Source organism: Pseudoalteromonas sp. Angola-30, assembly GCF_028599215.1.
Lineage (GTDB): Bacteria > Pseudomonadota > Gammaproteobacteria > Enterobacterales > Alteromonadaceae > Pseudoalteromonas > Pseudoalteromonas atlantica.
On the sequence record NZ_JAQREI010000003.1, the window covers coordinates 170,212 to 186,332 of the forward strand.

The 16,121-nt window shown below is 39.2% G+C and carries 15 protein-coding genes and 1 tRNA gene; 13 read left to right on the forward strand and 3 right to left on the reverse strand.

Annotation, left to right across the window (positions count from 1 at the left end; genetic code table 11):
- Positions 1–42 precede the first annotated feature (42 nt).
- The 7 genes from ftsH to PSH54_RS06130 all read left to right on the forward strand — a co-directional run bounded on the left by ftsH (position 43) and on the right by PSH54_RS06130 (position 7,422).
- The gene (gene ftsH, locus PSH54_RS06100) at positions 43–1,986 is read left to right on the forward strand and encodes an ATP-dependent zinc metalloprotease FtsH (RefSeq protein WP_273605711.1); all 1,944 of its coding nucleotides are present in this window, start codon (positions 43–45) and stop codon (positions 1,984–1,986) included.
- Between the two features lie 70 nt (positions 1,987–2,056).
- A complete protein-coding gene (folP, locus tag PSH54_RS06105; protein WP_273605712.1) occupies positions 2,057–2,902 on the forward strand; it encodes a dihydropteroate synthase in 846 nt (281 codons plus the stop codon).
- Complete coding sequence (gene glmM / locus PSH54_RS06110; protein ID WP_273605713.1) at positions 2,902–4,242, forward strand: phosphoglucosamine mutase; 1,341 nt, start codon at positions 2,902–2,904, stop codon at positions 4,240–4,242. The genes folP and glmM overlap by 1 nt, the downstream gene beginning before the upstream one ends.
- A gap of 80 nt (positions 4,243–4,322) precedes the next feature.
- Entirely contained in the window at positions 4,323–5,072 is a 750-nt protein-coding gene (gene tpiA, locus PSH54_RS06115) for a triose-phosphate isomerase (protein ID WP_273605714.1), read from the forward strand.
- A gap of 1 nt (position 5,073) precedes the next feature.
- On the forward strand, positions 5,074–5,421 hold the full coding sequence (gene secG, locus PSH54_RS06120) for a preprotein translocase subunit SecG (protein WP_273605715.1): 348 nt from the start codon (positions 5,074–5,076) through the stop codon (positions 5,419–5,421).
- Between the two features lie 81 nt (positions 5,422–5,502).
- A tRNA-Leu gene (locus PSH54_RS06125) sits at positions 5,503–5,587 on the forward strand.
- A gap of 209 nt (positions 5,588–5,796) precedes the next feature.
- On the forward strand, positions 5,797–7,422 hold the full coding sequence (locus tag PSH54_RS06130; RefSeq protein WP_024031841.1) for a methyl-accepting chemotaxis protein: 1,626 nt from the start codon (positions 5,797–5,799) through the stop codon (positions 7,420–7,422).
- A 227-nt stretch (positions 7,423–7,649) separates the two neighbouring features.
- Here PSH54_RS06130 and PSH54_RS06135 read toward each other — a convergent pair whose 3' ends face one another.
- Both PSH54_RS06135 and PSH54_RS06140 read right to left on the reverse strand, forming a co-directional pair.
- Positions 7,650–8,057 (reverse strand): phosphate ABC transporter substrate-binding protein, encoded by a 408-nt coding sequence (locus PSH54_RS06135; protein WP_024031842.1) that lies wholly within the window; start codon positions 8,055–8,057, stop codon positions 7,650–7,652.
- A gap of 12 nt (positions 8,058–8,069) precedes the next feature.
- Positions 8,070–9,215 (reverse strand): porin, encoded by a 1,146-nt coding sequence (locus PSH54_RS06140; protein ID WP_273605716.1) that lies wholly within the window; start codon positions 9,213–9,215, stop codon positions 8,070–8,072.
- A 513-nt stretch (positions 9,216–9,728) separates the two neighbouring features.
- Here PSH54_RS06140 and PSH54_RS06145 point away from each other — a divergent pair.
- The 6 genes from PSH54_RS06145 (at position 9,729) to PSH54_RS06170 (ending at position 15,455) form a co-directional block, all read left to right on the forward strand.
- Positions 9,729–10,199 carry a hypothetical protein gene (locus tag PSH54_RS06145; RefSeq protein ID WP_273605796.1) on the forward strand — a complete coding sequence of 157 codons (471 nt, stop codon included), beginning with the start codon at positions 9,729–9,731 and terminating at the stop codon, positions 10,197–10,199.
- Positions 10,200–10,254: 55 nt separating this feature from the next.
- Positions 10,255–10,731, forward strand: a complete 477-nt coding sequence (locus tag PSH54_RS06150) for a hypothetical protein (protein ID WP_024031845.1) — start codon at positions 10,255–10,257, stop codon at positions 10,729–10,731.
- A gap of 54 nt (positions 10,732–10,785) precedes the next feature.
- The gene (locus PSH54_RS06155; RefSeq protein WP_273605717.1) at positions 10,786–11,484 is read left to right on the forward strand and encodes a molecular chaperone; all 699 of its coding nucleotides are present in this window, start codon (positions 10,786–10,788) and stop codon (positions 11,482–11,484) included.
- Between the two features lie 86 nt (positions 11,485–11,570).
- Positions 11,571–12,212 carry a hypothetical protein gene (locus PSH54_RS06160; RefSeq protein WP_273605718.1) on the forward strand — a complete coding sequence of 214 codons (642 nt, stop codon included), beginning with the start codon at positions 11,571–11,573 and terminating at the stop codon, positions 12,210–12,212.
- Entirely contained in the window at positions 12,209–14,620 is a 2,412-nt protein-coding gene (locus PSH54_RS06165; protein ID WP_273605719.1) for a fimbria/pilus outer membrane usher protein, read from the forward strand. Before PSH54_RS06160 ends, PSH54_RS06165 begins: the two co-directional genes overlap by 4 nt.
- Positions 14,610–15,455, forward strand: coding sequence for a hypothetical protein (locus tag PSH54_RS06170; protein ID WP_064386813.1), 846 nt, complete (start codon positions 14,610–14,612; stop codon positions 15,453–15,455). Before PSH54_RS06165 ends, PSH54_RS06170 begins: the two co-directional genes overlap by 11 nt.
- On the opposite strand, the gene PSH54_RS06175 is transcribed toward PSH54_RS06170, so the two are convergent.
- Positions 15,445–16,035 (reverse strand): LuxR C-terminal-related transcriptional regulator, encoded by a 591-nt coding sequence (locus PSH54_RS06175; RefSeq protein ID WP_273605720.1) that lies wholly within the window; start codon positions 16,033–16,035, stop codon positions 15,445–15,447. The two genes, PSH54_RS06170 and PSH54_RS06175, sit on opposite strands and share 11 nt — an antisense overlap.
- Positions 16,036–16,121 lie beyond the last annotated feature (86 nt).

Consider the following 16,121-nt stretch of genomic DNA (forward strand, 5'->3'; position numbering starts at 1 on the left):
ATTTAAATTAATTGGATACAAGAGGTTAACCCCTTGAGCGATATGGCGAAAAATCTAATACTCTGGCTGGTTATTGCAGTTGTGCTAATGTCAGTATTTCAGAGCTTTAATGGCGGCGATCAAGTTGATCGTCAAACAAGTTACACTCAATTTGTAAAAGACGTGCGTAGCGGCTCTTTACAAGAAGTTATTATTGACCGTGGAACGGGTAATATTACAGGTACTAAAAGCAGTGGTGAGCGTTTTCAAACCACAATGCCAATGTACGATGAAGACTTAATTAATGATTTACTTAAAAATGATGTAAATGTGAAAGGCGTTCAGCCTGAAGAACAATCGTTTTTAGCAAGTATTTTTATCTCTTGGTTCCCAATGTTGCTGCTTATAGGTGTATGGATATTCTTCATGCGTCAAATGCAAGGCGGTGGCGGTAAAGGCGCAATGTCGTTTGGTAAAAGCAAAGCGCGCCTGATGAGCGAAGACCAAGTTAAAACAACTTTTGCTGATGTAGCAGGTTGTGATGAAGCAAAAGACGACGTAACAGAGTTAGTAGACTTTTTACGTGACCCTTCTAAGTTCCAAAAACTTGGTGGTAGTATTCCTAAGGGCGTACTAATGGTAGGTCCTCCTGGTACAGGTAAAACATTACTTGCAAAAGCCGTAGCCGGTGAAGCAAAAGTACCGTTTTTCACCATTTCAGGCTCTGACTTTGTTGAAATGTTTGTTGGTGTGGGCGCATCGCGTGTACGTGACATGTTTGAGCAAGCTAAAAAGGCTGCACCCTGTATTATCTTTATAGATGAGATTGATGCTGTAGGTCGTAAGCGTGGCGCTGGCATGGGCGGTGGACACGACGAACGTGAACAAACACTAAACCAAATGTTAGTAGAAATGGATGGTTTTGAAGGTAACGAAGGTATTATTGTTATAGCGGCAACTAACCGCCCTGACGTACTAGACCCTGCATTACTTCGTCCTGGTCGTTTTGACCGTCAAGTAGTGGTTGGTTTGCCTGATATTCGTGGCCGTGAGCAAATTCTTAAAGTACATATGCGTAAAGTGCCATTAGGCGATAACGTAGAAGCGGCAGTTATTGCACGTGGTACGCCTGGTTTCTCTGGTGCTGATTTAGCAAATCTTGTAAACGAAGCCGCACTTTATGCCGCACGTGGTAATAAACGTGTTGTAAGTATGGCTGAATTTGATGCTGCTAAAGATAAAATCATGATGGGTGCAGAGCGCAAGACCATGGTGATGAGTGAGCAAGAGAAAGAAATGACGGCTTACCATGAAGCGGGCCATGCTATTGTTGGCCGTATGGTGCCAGAGCACGACCCAGTTTATAAAGTGTCGATTATTCCACGTGGCCGTGCCCTTGGTGTAACTATGTACTTACCTGAACAGGACCGTGTTAGCCATTCTAAAGAGCTTTTAGAGTCAATGATTTCAAGCCTTTACGGTGGCCGAATTGCTGAAGCACTTATCTATGGCGAAGACAAAGTAACAACGGGTGCGAGTAACGACATTGAGCGTGCAACAGATATTGCACGTAAAATGGTAACGCAGTGGGGCTTGAGTGATAAACTAGGTCCGTTACTTTACGCTGAAGATCAAAACGAGATGTACATGGGTGGCGGCGGTGGTCGCGCAATGAGCATGTCTGATGAAACAGCTAAAGTAATTGATGCCGAAGTACGCTTATTCTCAGACCGTAATTATCAAAGAGCAGAAGATATATTAAAAGAAAATATTGATATTCTTCATGCGATGAAAGATGCATTAATGAAATACGAAACAATTGATGCTAAACAAATTGATGATTTAATGGCGCGTCAGCCTGTGCGTGAACCACGTGATGCACACGACCGTTTAGACGATAAGCCAACTAAAACAGTCTCACCTCAAGAAAAGCCGGTTGATGAAAGCCAAAAATCGGATGATTCATCGAAAAAAGATGAAACAAACCTTGATGATAAAGCTGAATAATCGTTAAAATAATACTTTAAAAGCCCCGTACTTCGGGGCTTTTTTGTATCAAATAACTAAAAGGTTGGCGATGACTAACATAATAAACCTTCCCCGTGGGCGTAAACTTAATTTAGAAAAACCGTGTGTGATGGGTATTTTAAATGTGACCCCAGATTCATTTTCTGATGGTGGAAAGTTTTTATATACAGCGCACGCGGTGCAACAGGCAATGCAGTTGCTAGACGAGGGTGCAACTATCATTGATATTGGCGGGGAGTCTACACGCCCAGGCGCGCCAGATGTTGATTTAGACGATGAACTTAATCGTGTGATACCTGCAATAAAAGCAATTAGAGCTAAAAGTGACTGCGTTATATCGGTAGATACCAGTAAAGCGCAGGTCATGGAGCAGGCGATTTTAGCAGGTGCTGATATAGTTAACGACGTACGTGCATTACAAGAGCCCCACGCCCTTAGCACACTCGCTAAGTATCCCGATGTAGCAATTTGTTTGATGCATATGCAAGGGCAGCCACGGACAATGCAAAGTGAACCCACTTATACTGACTTGCTAGCGCAAATTAACCTCTTTTTTGAGCAGCGCATAAGCGCATGCGAAACAGCGGGTATTAAGGTGGAGCAACTTATCCTCGACCCAGGTTTTGGCTTTGGCAAAACCCTAGAGCATAATTTTGAAATACTTGCTAAATTTAATGCATTTAATAAATTTGAACTACCGCTTTTAGCAGGTCTTTCACGCAAGTCGATGATAGGTAATTTGCTAAACAGAAAAACAGATGAGCGATTAGCGGGCAGCTTAGCCGGTGCGCTAATTGCCGCGCAAAATGGCGCAAAAATTATTCGTGTACACGATGTAAAAGAAACAGCAGATGTGCTTGGTGTACTCCAAGCTTGCGAAAAAGGAGCTTTATAATGAGCGAAAGAAAATATTTTGGTACCGATGGGGTACGTGGTTTAGTGGGCACAGCTCCAATTAACCCTGAGTTTGCAATGAAATTAGGCTGGGCCGCAGGTCGAGTTTTGTCTCTAAGTGGAACAAAAAAAGTAATTATAGGTAAAGATACCCGTATTTCAGGTTACATGCTAGAAACCGCGCTTGAAGCTGGTTTAATTGCCGCAGGGATAGATGTCGTACTGCTTGGGCCAATGCCAACGCCCGCTGTTGCATATTTAGCGCAAACGTTTAGAGCCGAAGCAGGTATTGTAATTAGTGCATCACATAACCCATATTACGATAACGGGATTAAGTTTTTTAATGGCCAAGGCTTAAAATTGGATGACGACGTTGAGCTACAAATTGAAGCGATGCTTGATGAACCAATGACCTGTGTTGCCTCAGATAAACTTGGTAAAGCCTCGCGCTTAGTAAGTGCTGATGGGCGCTATATTGAATTTTGTAAAAGCCAATTTCCACAAGGCTTATCACTTGAAGGTTTAAAAGTTGTACTAGATTGTGCCAATGGCGCAACCTACCATATTGCTCCGTCGGTAATGCGTGAGCTAGGCGCTGAAGTGATTACTCATGCATGTGAGCCTAATGGGGTGAATATAAACCATGAATGTGGTGCTACACACGTTGATACGTTAAAGCGCAAAGTGCTAGAGCACAAAGCTGATGTGGGTATTGCTTACGATGGTGATGGTGATCGCGTAATGATGGTTGATCACAACGGTCGCGTATTTGACGGTGATGACTTAGTTTACATTATTGCCTGTCAAGCGGCTGAAGATCATATGCTAGGTGGTGGTGTTGTTGGCACGGTTATGTCGAACATGGGGCTTGAAAATGCATTAAAAGCAAAAGGAATTGAATTTGCGCGCAGTAAAGTTGGCGACCGTTATGTAATGGAAATGCTGCAGCAAAAAGGGTGGAGAATTGGCGGTGAAAGCTCAGGCCATGTATTAAACCTTGATTTAATCACCACGGGCGATGGTATCATTTCAAGCCTTCAGGTATTGGCTGCAATGGTGGCTCAAAATCGTACATTACAAGATTTAGGGGCTGGTTTTACAAAGTACCCAATGAAAATGATTAATGTACGTTACACACCTGGCACAGACCCTACACAAGCACCAGAAGTACAAGATGCGGTTGTGCAAGTAGAGCAAGCTTTAGGCGAAAAAGGCCGTGTTTTACTTCGTAAATCAGGCACTGAACCGGTAGTACGTGTTATGGTTGAAGCCGAACAAGAAAAAATAGTCATAGACAGTGCGCAAAAAATTGCAGCAGTTGTCGAATCTATGAGCAAATAAACTGATTGAGAACAATAACCTCTTGTAACTTAGGGCGAGAAAAGTTAATATCTCGCCCGCTTTCTAATCTGGAGTGGAAAATGGCAATACGTAAGGCAATGGTCGCAGGCAACTGGAAAATGAATGGCTCTTTAGGGCTTGTCACTCAACTGTCTGATGCCATTAACAGTGTTAAATCAAATGAGATAGACATTGTTTTATTTCCTCCATTTCCATTAGTATCAGCAGTGGTTGACAGTGGTGTTACCACGGGTACCCAAACGCTCAGTGAAAATACCCCAGGCGCCTTTACCGGTGAAGTGGATGCTCAGCTTATTAAAGATTTAGGTGCTAAGTATGTACTCGTAGGTCATTCAGAGCGACGCAGTATTTACAAAGAAAGCAATGCAACCGTAGCCGCAAAATTTGCCCGTGCACAGCAAGTGGGACTAACACCTATCTTGTGTATTGGTGAAAGCGAGAGCGAACAAGAAAACGGTCAAACCGAACACGTGGTTGCTGCACAAATTGATGCAGTAATTGGGAAATTAGGTGTAGCAGCACTGAAAGATTCTGTGATAGCATACGAGCCCGTTTGGGCCATAGGCACAGGTAAGACTGCATCGCCAGAACAGGCACAAGCTGTTCATAAATTTATCCGTGACAAAATTGCTTCATTAGATAGCGATTTAGCACAAGGGCTTACCATCTTATATGGTGGTAGCGTTAACGAAAAAAATAGCGAATTATTATTTGCACAACCAGATATAGACGGCGGCCTTATTGGCGGTGCTAGTCTAAAAGCAGATTCGTTCACTGCAATCTGTAACAGTGCAAAAGGGACCGTATAAGATGTACGAAATTTTATTAGTAGTTTATTTAGTTGTTGCTTTAGCTTTAGTTGGTATGGTTTTAATCCAGCAAGGTAAAGGCGCAGACATGGGTTCTTCATTTGGCGCCGGTGCTTCGGGCACAGTTTTTGGCTCATCAGGTGCAGGTAACTTCATGACCAAAACAACAACAAGCTTAGCAACAGTGTTTTTTGTTTTAAGTATTGTGTTAGGTAACTTAACTGCCGGTCAAATTAAAAAGACCGATGAGTGGGAAAACCTTGGAGCAGCACCTGCAGTCGAAACTGTAGCGCCAGCAGAAGAAGACGTACCTGTTACTCAACAGCAGAGCTCTGACGTACCAAACTAATTTAGCGTAAAGCTAACGTTAAACGACTTATACTCCTCAAGTAAGTCAATAAGTTTAACACCAAAGCGAAAGCTTAAAAATGCGGATGTGGTGGAATTGGTAGACACGCTACCTTGAGGGGGTAGTGCTTTCGGGCGTGGGGGTTCAAGTCCCCCCATCCGCACCAAATTATAAAACCAGTAGCAGCAATGTTACTGGTTTTTTTATGGGAAATTTTCAATTTGCTCACTTATTAATCGTTCAATCCTTTTTGCGTTTATTAGTTGTTTAAAACTCGCTGTATTTGTAAAAAAAACTAGAAATATTACAAATTTAGTTAACACTTATAGGTAATAAGCCGATAATAGATATAGACAACAAAATAAGGTATACACAATGGCTTCAGGCTTCTCTTTTCAAAACCTCAGCATAAGTAAAAAAATACATGCGATTACCAGCATTGCGGTTGTAGCATTTTTAGCAATCGTTTTGATTAATTACTTTGCAATGAATGACAATAGAATCGCACTTGATGAAATGGAAAAGTCTTCATATCAGGTTGTTAAGTTAACATCAGCAAATGTAAGTCTTTTAGAAAAGCTCGATGAGCTTTATACGCAAGCAGTTACATTTGGAGAGCAGGAGTTAGTAGAGAAAGCAGCTGATACATACAATGCACTAAGCAACAACATAAATGCGGTTGAGCAAATAAACGCTTCGTATATTCATAGTGACACGAAAGTTCAGTTAGCAAATTACGAAAAAATATCAGCGAGTATTGCCAATGGCATGGTAAATGGAACAGCTGACTTTAGTAAAATTCAGCAACAAGCACAAAGAAAAACAGCACTGTATAATGATGTGCTTGAAAAGTTTAAAACCGCTCAAGCAAAAGCAGACGATCGCTTTTTTGAGTTAGTTGCAAGTACTAAAGAGCGTTCTGATCATGCACTAACACTTATGTTGGTGGTATCTATTGTTTCGTTAATTTTACTGCTATTTATGGCTATTTGGATTGCTAAACGTATTGCTGCCTCTGCAAGTGATGCCGCTAATAACCTGAGTCTACTCGCAAACGGTAAAGGGTCGCTGAGCACTAATCTGAGCGTAAATTCAGAGGATGAAATTGGTCAAGTATCAATTAACTTCAACTCTTTCATCGCTTTGCTGAAAAAAACAGTACTTGAAGTAATCGCGGTATGTGAGCCACTAATGGAGAACTCAACTCGCTTAGTGCAAGGTATGGAGCAGGCTGAACGCGCAACCACAAAGCAAACAACAGAGGCTGAGGTGGTTAAACAGTCTATGGAAGAGATGAAGCAAAGCGTGGGTGATATTTCTCAATCGGCGGCAAGTGCATCAAATGCAGCGCAAACAGCAGAAAAAGAGGTAGAACAAAGCAGAACTCAAGTTCAAATGTCAGTCACCGCCTCGCGTACGTTAAGTGATGAAATAAATCAAGCCGCCTCAACTATCAATAAGTTAGCTGATGATACAAAAAATGTGTCTCAAATTCTTAATGTGATTACATCTATTGCTGAACAAACTAATTTATTAGCACTAAATGCTGCTATAGAAGCGGCTCGTGCAGGTGAGCATGGTAGAGGCTTTGCCGTGGTTGCGGATGAAGTAAGAGAGCTTGCATCACGTACAGCACATTCAACGAATGAAATTCGTGAGTTACTTAGCACCTTGACTGAGGCTGCAAATGAGTCTGTGACGGCGATGACATCAGCGCGAGATATGGCCACAGATAACGCAACAGCAGCAGAGAAAACTGGCGTTTCGATAGAAAAAATTGCAGAGCAAATGCTAGAAATAAATGGTATGAACTCACAAATCGCCGCTGCAACAGAAGAGCAAACATCGGTTGCTGCGATGGTTGTAGAAAATGTGACGAATATGCATGAATCGTTTGAAGACACCATGGACTCACTCGCGGCGGTGAGGGATGTAGCGAAAAACCTACACTACCTTTCAGATAACCTTTTAGATGCCACTGCGAAGTTTAAAATTGAGTAATATTAACTTGCAATAATACTTAGGCATTTTAGAGGCTAAGCCAAGTGATAGCTGCATTCAAAAAAACGTTATTTAGAGCAACTAAATAACGTTTTTTTGCCTAGCTATCTACACACTTTGTCTGCCTCTCAATTGCTTATTTATTTAAGGGTATTACTATAAAGCCGTAATATTTAGATATAAAAAAACCACCTAATCGGTGGTTTTTTTATATCTAGCTATCGCGCTTAAAACGTAGCAACTACCTTAACTTTATCTGTTGCCTTACTGCTGTCTATGTAACCAATTGAGTCGCCATTACTAGCAACAAAATCAATAACAGCTTGGTCAGAATCAAATTTCTCTGGTGGTGTACCTTTACCGGTAAAAACAAGTTTTGACCAATAGGCATTTAATTGGCTACTTGATTTACCAACTACTTTAGAATTGAATTCATCAGCAACAGCTGTACCATTTTGAGTGGCTGGGTTCACTTTATTACCGTTAGCAAATGATTTTGCTTTTCCTAGGTAAATCTTTTTAATAGTATCGGCATCAAGTGCACTTGCATTGCCAGGGTTTACTATTACCGCAACTTCAGCATAGGCGCTAAACGCACATACCGACAGTACACTGGCTAGGATTAATTTTTTCATATTTCGCTCCAATTAGAATACTAAGTCAACGCCGACAGCTACTACATCAGTTTCAATGTTTGTTATGTCGTTATCTAAGCGACTAAAGTCGATTTTAAATGCGGCTGACGGGTGGAAGTCATAACGGGCGCCGATGGTGTAAACATTACTTTTTGCTTTAGAGCCTTCTAATGCTGAATTTATACCTGCATTTAATTGCGGCACAGCTGTAAGTGAATCATAACGGTTGTTATCGTGTTTATCATCGTTGTTTTCATAGGTAACGTGAACAAGCCACTCATCCATACGATAGCCTAAAGAGGTATAGTATTGAGTTTGCTCAGCTAAAGCGCTGTTATCGACTTCAAACTGAGTATACTCTGCATCAAATAAAATATTGTTGTAGTCAATTGAAAAGCCAAGTGCGAAAAATGCCCCATCGTCTTCATTTACAGCAATGCTATCAGCTTGATCAGTGAAACCCGAGCTGCGAAGAGCTGCCTCTAAGCCATTAAGGGCGATACCAGCATCTGTATCATTTTCAATGTCAATGGTGGTCTCTGCCACAAAATAGGCAACACGTGCGCTAAACCAATCGTAACTAAGTGACCAATTAAGACCAGCGATATCATTAAGCTCAGTTTCACCATTGACCGACACTACTGCGATATTATCTTCAAAGCTACCATATATGACTTGAAGACTTGAGTCCCAATCACCGATTTGTGATGTATATAGTAAGCTCAATCCTTCGTAAGTAGAAAATGGTAAATTGTAAACCGATTGAGGAGGGCGAACCCAGCGGTAAGTGTAACCTACATCTAGAAAGTCAGAGTATTTGTAAAATGGCGCACGCATTTTACCAGCGCTGAGTTGTAACTCATCACTAAACTCATAAGTTAAATACGCCCATTCAAAATCTGCATCAAAGTCATTCTCGCCGCGAGCCACAATTTGCGCTGTTGCGCTGAGCTTTTCCTGAAGATCGGCAGATAGTTGTAATGCAAATACACTCTCATTTTTAAATGAGATATCGTCATCATATCCGTATAAAGTTTGATCACTGTCTAGACTTTTGCCACCCACTATAGATGCAAAGCCATTTATACGAACTTCAGCACTCGTGTAACTAGATGCAAGTGCGGCACATATTGCTACTGCTACAGATAGCTTTTTCATATGTATTTCCTATTTGTTATTTAGATGTTGATTTCATGGGGATTATAGAAGTGATTTTAATTTTTATCTAATAATTTTAGCTAGTTACTAAAAAAGAAGTCAGCATTTAGTTTATATTAAAGTTTACAATTGTTAATTTTTGAGTTTTTTGTAATCAAAGTTGTTGATTTAATTAAAGTTAAAAATTATTTAAATTTATTAAAGTTGTTTATCTAATAATTTATAAAATAGTAATTGCTGTTTAATTGGTTGTTTATATCTTATTTATCTTATGTTTTGCTTGTTTATAAACATTAAACATAGCGTTAAAGCGGACTTTAAGAGAGTGATAATAATAAAGAGGCTACCTTTATCGATTACGAGTCACTTAAATGTTTATACCAAACGGTATGCTTAGCTACAGTGTATTTAGTCTTACCCTTTGTTTTGTAATCAAATAACAACTTTCTAAACCTGAATTTTAGCTTAACATTACCACTGTATTAGCAAGGTAGTTCAAAGGAAGTGACAGTGATGAAGAGGCTAGCATGGTTAGTATTATGTTGCTTTGCATCCTATGCATATAGTAACGATGAAGTAAGTATTACATTGGTGGGGCATATTTCTCCGGTGTGTGAATTTACCTCACAAAATAATAACCTAGAGTTTTCTTCTGATGGCGTTGTTAATACAACATTAGAGATAAACTGTAATTCGCCAATGCGAATATCAATGCAGTCACTTAATGGCGGTTTGAGTCATGAGCAAAGCAGTAGAATAAGTTCATATAATATTAACTGGAAGTTGGAAGGTGCCAACAATAATGTGTCTGTATCGGCACAGGCAACCAAATCGACATATAGTTTTAATATTAATGATATTTTATTTGATAGCATTGCTGAGATTCAGTTAACTCTAGATGAACCCTTGATATATGCAGGAAGCTACCAGGATGTGATCCGCATAGAAATGACACCATCAGTAGTATCGGGTGGCGTGCTTTAAACGCACATTTATTAAACATAACAAACTATATGTCACATGGATAAGGAATATAACAATGAATAAACTAATCGTAATTTCAGCAATCGCAGCACTATCTTCAGGTTCAGCACTAGCAGAAAACTTAAATGTAGGTGGTGCCGTTGAGTCTGTATGTGAAGTAAGCAATATTGCAACAACACACTACTTTCCAGCTCTTGCGTTGGGGAATACAAAAACAGTTAATTTTGACTTGAAATGTAATGATGTGGATGGTGCAACACTTACTTTAACTACTTCTGAGGGACACCTTCAAAACGCTGATCACGAAGACAGAGGTGTAGGATACACTGCTCATTTAACAGCAGGTCCTTATGACTTTACTTTGTCAGCTGAAGATGGAACGAATGATCAGAGTGCTTTTCAAAGCAATGGTGGAAGTAACACATTAGCAACGACAGGCGTAACAGGAATGATTGACCTAGAAGTTACTCAGACTCCTGTATATGCAGGTACGTATGCAGATACTTTAATGCTAACTGTAACAGCAAACTAAAGTTAAATAGAAAAGGCAGTGACTATGCACTGCCTTTATTCAGGAGGGAATTCTATGCATATTTTACTTATCTTTATATTTTGTTTGCTTTCATTTTCAGTCAATGCCTTTCAAGTGAGACCTATGGTAGCCGATCTCAGCTCTCAAGGTGGTCAGTCGCAGCAAACACTTCGAATAATAAACCCATCGGATAAACCCTTAACTATTGATGTTTCTGCTTTTAATATGAGTATAAGTGATAATGGCGTTGAGTCTTTAGAGGTAAACGAAGAAGACTTCTTAATTATTCCTATGACAACGATTATCCCACCGGGAAATAGTCAATCGGTAATCGTTCGATATATTGGGGAGCCCATTATTAACCACTCTAAGTCTTATCGAATCACCGTAGAACAAGTGTCAGTTAACTTGAACGAAAATGCCCAATCTGGTGTTGGTATGTCACTTAGTTTTAGAACGCTATTTAACGTTGTTCCCGATAATGCTAAAGCTAACCTAATAATTAAAGAAAAAAAACAATTAGCAGAAAATCAATGGGGTGTGTCGTTAGAAAACCAAGGGAACAAATATGTACGCCTTTCAAAAGGTCAGTGGAATATTAAATCTAAGGGTAAAGTATTAACTTTAGAAGGAATGGATCTGAGTAGAGCCCTATCAGGTAAAATTTTACTTCCAAATTCAAAAAGCAATATTTCAATTTCAATACCAAAAGAGTTTCAAGCTGCTGATAGTGAGTTAGAGGTTATATTCTAATGTTTTGTGTTCAGTGGCTCTCCCGATCTTTAATGATACTAATATGTAGTATTTCTATATCGGCAGAGGCTCTGGAAGTAACACCTATGGTGATTACATTATCTCCGGAGAAGCCTTCAAAAATACCTTCCAGTCTAATTTTCAATCAACTGCCTAGAGAGATTGCATTTGACATTGAAATATATGAAATCGATTTTTCTACACCGAGTCCTTCTTTAATTAAGCTGGAAGATTCTCCATTATGGGTATTTCCTCCCTCACTATTTTTACAAGAAGGGCAAGGTCAGAGGATTCAATTTAGATGGATTGGACAGAGGCTCCCACAGCAGGATAAGAGTTATCAGGTCAGTTTAATAGAGCAGCCGTTAGCTTCTAATATCGGAAGTGGTACCTCGCAACTAAAAATATTAATGAATGTAAATTTAGTTGTTCACGTAGACAGGGATATATATTTACCTAACTTAAAAATACTGACTTCTAGAATAGAAAGTGGGGAGGTTTTAGCCCAAGTCAAAAATGAAGGAGAGGGGGCTGCGCGGCTCAGTGACTATAAAATTAAAGTAACTACAAATAAATCCGTTGTAACTACTTTTGAAAAACAAGCTTTATTGGAGAAGGGGTACGATGTTTTTTTTGCGCCTTATGCCACACAGACCATAAAAGTTAAGCTACCTGAACATATTGAAAGCCGTGAGGTAGAGTATTTAAGTTTAGATCTGGTGCAATGAAAACTTTAGCAGTGTTCCTCTTTGCTGTATTTTTTTTACCACTTAGCGTGTTAGCAAAAATAAACCCTTCTAGTAGGACAATTGAACTTAATGTGTCAGTTCAATTAAATAAAAGCCCTATAGGTCAAGTCTCCCTTAAAGTTGATAAAAATGATGCCCTTTTTTTAAAGTGGGACGAATTAGAGCCACACCTTCGCGAAATTTTACTTGAAGAAAAAGAGAGGGAGCTATTTAAGGTATTAAAAGGCAATACTTTAGCGGTAACTTCATTAAGGGAGCTAGGTTTTAGTGTTGTGTTTGATATGAGTGATTTTAGTTTGGACGTTGTTGTTCCCGTAGAATTAACCCGCCCGCAAAAATTAAGTGCGCAAATGCAAAGGAAAAGGTTGAAAGCTATTGAACCAGCCAATGCGAGTGGGTTTGTTAACGCATATGCAAGCTACGTTCACCAAGATGATAAGGAGCAACAGCAAGTTCAAGAGCAATACGCATTACGATCCGAAATTGTAGCGAGTTGGCAAGGCTGGGTGGTAGAAAATGAATTCGAATATAATAAAATATCGCAGCCAGCCTCATCAAGTTTTAAGCGGCGAGGAACTCGGCTTATTCATGATTTACCAAATTTAGGTATGCGTCTTTCTCTTGGAGACAATTTTAGCTCTGGTGGCTACTTCCAGAACTCTTCTCGTTTGTTAGGCTTTTCAATAGCACATGATTTTTCTCTATTATCAGACAGGCCCATAAGGCCAACTGCTTCACGTAGCTTTACTCTTCAAAGCCCTTCAAGTGTAGAGGTATATGTCGATGAACGAATTATTCAGCGCCTTAATTTGGTTGCGGGTATTTATTCTTTAGATGACATACCTTTGAGCGAAGGCAGCAATAATATCTCTCTAAAAATTACTGATATAGCTGGCGTTGTGCGCTATGTAAACTTTGATGTTGCAACTGGCTTAGATCTATTTGCACAAGGGCAGCTTGAATATGAAATTCACTTAGGCGTTCCTGCTGAGGCTGGCGATAAACTCGAGTATGAACCAGATTCTCCCTTCCTCAGTGCCTATCTGGATTATGGCCTGACCCCAAGTTGGACTGCAGGGGTTACAGCGCAGGGAGATAAATACGCTCAGCAAATTGGCTTTAAACAAATCTATGCAGCTCAAATAGGCCAACTGGCATTTGAGGGCGCATTTAGCTTCGCGGAACGCCAAGGATACGCTTACCGTACTGTTTATAGTAGCTATAATATGAGCAACTTAGGAAGTGAGCTAACGCTCGGTTATGAATACAGTTCAAAAGACTTTACAGCTTTAGGTTATCGGTCTCAAGATACGTTTAATAACCGCTATAGAGAACACTATGCACAGGCGAGTTATAGTTATTATGTTAACGATAGAACATTAGCCTCTTTTTTTACAAATATTTCCCGAGATCATCAAAGTGTTCAATTTGATAAATCGCTGGGAGTCAATTTCTCAGGCGACTTGGTAAATAGTCAGTGGAGATATACTGCAGGGGCGCAATGGGATGAGTTAAAAGGTGAGCGAGAGTGGGGTATAAATTTATCATTTACCTATAAATTTAATAACCAGCATAGAGTTAAACTATCCCACCAGTCTAGACGTGATAAAACGAGACTAGAATTTACCCAAGACAGTAATCAGCGTTTTGTCGGTGCTTTGAACTTTCGAGCTGGTTTAGAGAGCAACGAATTAAATAAAACTATCTTTGATTTAAACATGCAATATAACGCAAACCGTTTTGCTGCTAACCTTGAACATGCAAGTTTTTATAAAGATTTAAATGCTCGTTCTGCTTATCATCAAAGTCGTGTAAGCCTCTCATCTAGCATAGCTTTTGCAGATGATGCATGGGCATTTGGAAAGCCAATATACGATAGCTTTGCTTTGGTTAACGCCCACAAAAGTTTAGAAAATAAAGTGATTACATTAGGCCGAGTTGAAAATGACTATAGAGCTGATAATAGAGATTTCAAAACTATATTACTTAATGATTTGAGCTCTTATGACAATATCAACATTCCTGTTGATATTGATGATCTAGCCCCTGGCTATGATATGGGCTCTGGCATGCTTAGCTTTTACCCTAAATACAAAACTGGACATAAGGCAATAATTGGGACTGCAGCAAATATTTCTGTTATTGCAACTCTTCGAAGTAAGGACGAGAGCCCCTTAGCCTTAATGGTTGGAAAGGCTATTTGTCAAGATAAAGCATCGGCCAAAGAGTATACATTCTTCACAAATAAGCGGGGCCGCTTTGCAATAACGGGCCTTGCTCCTTGTCAGTATAAAGTGACCTTACAAAATAAAGATAGTACTACATTTTTAATAGAGGTTCGTGATGCAGAGCAACTTCAACGAAAAGGGGTTATTTATGTTCATTAAAATTGTGTATTTAGCAATAAGTATATTTTTACTAACTATGGCATATAGAGTTAATGCTCAGTGTGATGCAAGTATTGGGGAAATTGAATATTTGTTTGATGACCTGTCATTTTATCACGTGAAATCACAAGTCGATGCTGAGAAGACAATTCGAGTAGACACAATAAATACGTCGGATTGTACTTTGTATTTTAGTCTTTCTTCGCAAAACCAAGGATACCTTAAAAGTAACTCTCAATTTATTGACTATCAAATTCGTCTAGAAAATCAGTTGTTAAGTAGGAGCATCAATCAGGTTAAGCTTAACAATAGCAAAGTAGATATCAGGCTAGTGATCCCCGCAGGGACGCCAGTAAAAGCAGGGTATTACACTGATAGGCTTGAGTTGAGACTCTATGATGAAAATAAGCAAACCGTAGATGAAATAGAAATCGAGATTGAAACTAATATTCAACCCCGAACTAGTTTATCTTTATTAGGTTATAACACTTTTTCTAATACTGTTTATTTGGGAGAATTGAAGCCAGCAGAAAAATACACCATGTTACCTAGCTTACAAATAGTGACTAATACGGATGTTCAACTTAATGTAACCTCAGAGAATAAAAGTCGTTTATTACACTCTATTTTTAGTAATAAATATGGTATTAGCTATACATTGCAGTTAGGCTCAGAAGAAATTAACTTAGTAAAAGCTTCAAGTCTAAACTTTTCGTATTCTGGCCAGACTGAGTTTTACATTCCGCTTAGCATTCAATTGGAGGACTTCACACGTCAAGCCGCTGGAGAGTATTCAGATGTTATTCGTTTTCAAATAAGCCCACTTAATTATTAACTTTACTTAAGTTTTTTTGGCACCAAAGCAATGCTTGTTGTTTGTTTTTTACAGATATTTTTTGATAAATTTTATGTAAATGCACTCTGACAGTGGCTTCACTTATAAATAAGCTATCTGCAATAGCACTGGAGTGTAGACCGGAGAAAAGCAAGTTTAATACTTTAATTTCTTTACAAGTAAGGTTACTTGATTGCAGGGTGGTTTGCTGTTCAGTGGCTAACATTTGTCTCATCCAGCTGTCAGTGACATCACGGGGAAACCAGAGCTTACCTTGTTCAATAGCTTCAAGGCCTTGTTGAAAAAGGGAGTCATCTGAACTTTCGTAAAAAAGTCCCTTTAAATTAGGCCATTCTTTTAAAGCTAATACGTCACTATTTTTTGGAACATCAAAAATAACTAAGCTTTTATAACCGTTATCTTGCATAAACTTATTGATAAGTTCATAAGTTGTGATTACATTAAGTGCTTGGTAATTAACTAATAAAATGTTGTAGTTAGCTGCTACACAGAAAAGTGAAGTATAGTCTGGACTATTAAAGCACTTTATATAGCGTATTGGAGTATTTTTAATATCCATAATTTCTGTCCGTAGATGCAATAGTAATACTATATTGCTATTTTTGGTTAATATCAATCATAGTGCATAGTTCGATAAGCTATACG

What these genes read in the sequence shown, in the direction of transcription:
- PSH54_RS06150 (WP_024031845.1), top strand. Translation starts at nt 10,255, where the DNA reads ATGAATAAACTAATCGTAATTTCAGCAATCGCAGCACTATCTTCAGGT.
- PSH54_RS06170 (WP_064386813.1), top strand. Translation starts at nt 14,610, where the DNA reads ATGTTCATTAAAATTGTGTATTTAGCAATAAGTATATTTTTACTAACT.
- PSH54_RS06130 (WP_024031841.1), top strand. Translation starts at nt 5,797, where the DNA reads ATGGCTTCAGGCTTCTCTTTTCAAAACCTCAGCATAAGTAAAAAAATA.
- tpiA (WP_273605714.1), top strand. Translation starts at nt 4,323, where the DNA reads ATGGCAATACGTAAGGCAATGGTCGCAGGCAACTGGAAAATGAATGGC.
- secG (WP_273605715.1), top strand. Translation starts at nt 5,074, where the DNA reads ATGTACGAAATTTTATTAGTAGTTTATTTAGTTGTTGCTTTAGCTTTA.
- PSH54_RS06155 (WP_273605717.1), top strand. Translation starts at nt 10,786, where the DNA reads ATGCATATTTTACTTATCTTTATATTTTGTTTGCTTTCATTTTCAGTC.
- PSH54_RS06145 (WP_273605796.1), top strand. Translation starts at nt 9,729, where the DNA reads ATGAAGAGGCTAGCATGGTTAGTATTATGTTGCTTTGCATCCTATGCA.
- ftsH (WP_273605711.1), top strand. Translation starts at nt 43, where the DNA reads ATGGCGAAAAATCTAATACTCTGGCTGGTTATTGCAGTTGTGCTAATG.
- folP (WP_273605712.1), top strand. Translation starts at nt 2,057, where the DNA reads ATGACTAACATAATAAACCTTCCCCGTGGGCGTAAACTTAATTTAGAA.
- PSH54_RS06175 (WP_273605720.1), bottom strand. Translation starts at nt 16,035, where the DNA reads ATGGATATTAAAAATACTCCAATACGCTATATAAAGTGCTTTAATAGT.
- PSH54_RS06135 (WP_024031842.1), bottom strand. Translation starts at nt 8,057, where the DNA reads ATGAAAAAATTAATCCTAGCCAGTGTACTGTCGGTATGTGCGTTTAGC.
- PSH54_RS06165 (WP_273605719.1), top strand. Translation starts at nt 12,209, where the DNA reads ATGAAAACTTTAGCAGTGTTCCTCTTTGCTGTATTTTTTTTACCACTT.
- PSH54_RS06160 (WP_273605718.1), top strand. Translation starts at nt 11,571, where the DNA reads ATGGTGATTACATTATCTCCGGAGAAGCCTTCAAAAATACCTTCCAGT.
- PSH54_RS06140 (WP_273605716.1), bottom strand. Translation starts at nt 9,215, where the DNA reads ATGAAAAAGCTATCTGTAGCAGTAGCAATATGTGCCGCACTTGCATCT.
- glmM (WP_273605713.1), top strand. Translation starts at nt 2,902, where the DNA reads ATGAGCGAAAGAAAATATTTTGGTACCGATGGGGTACGTGGTTTAGTG.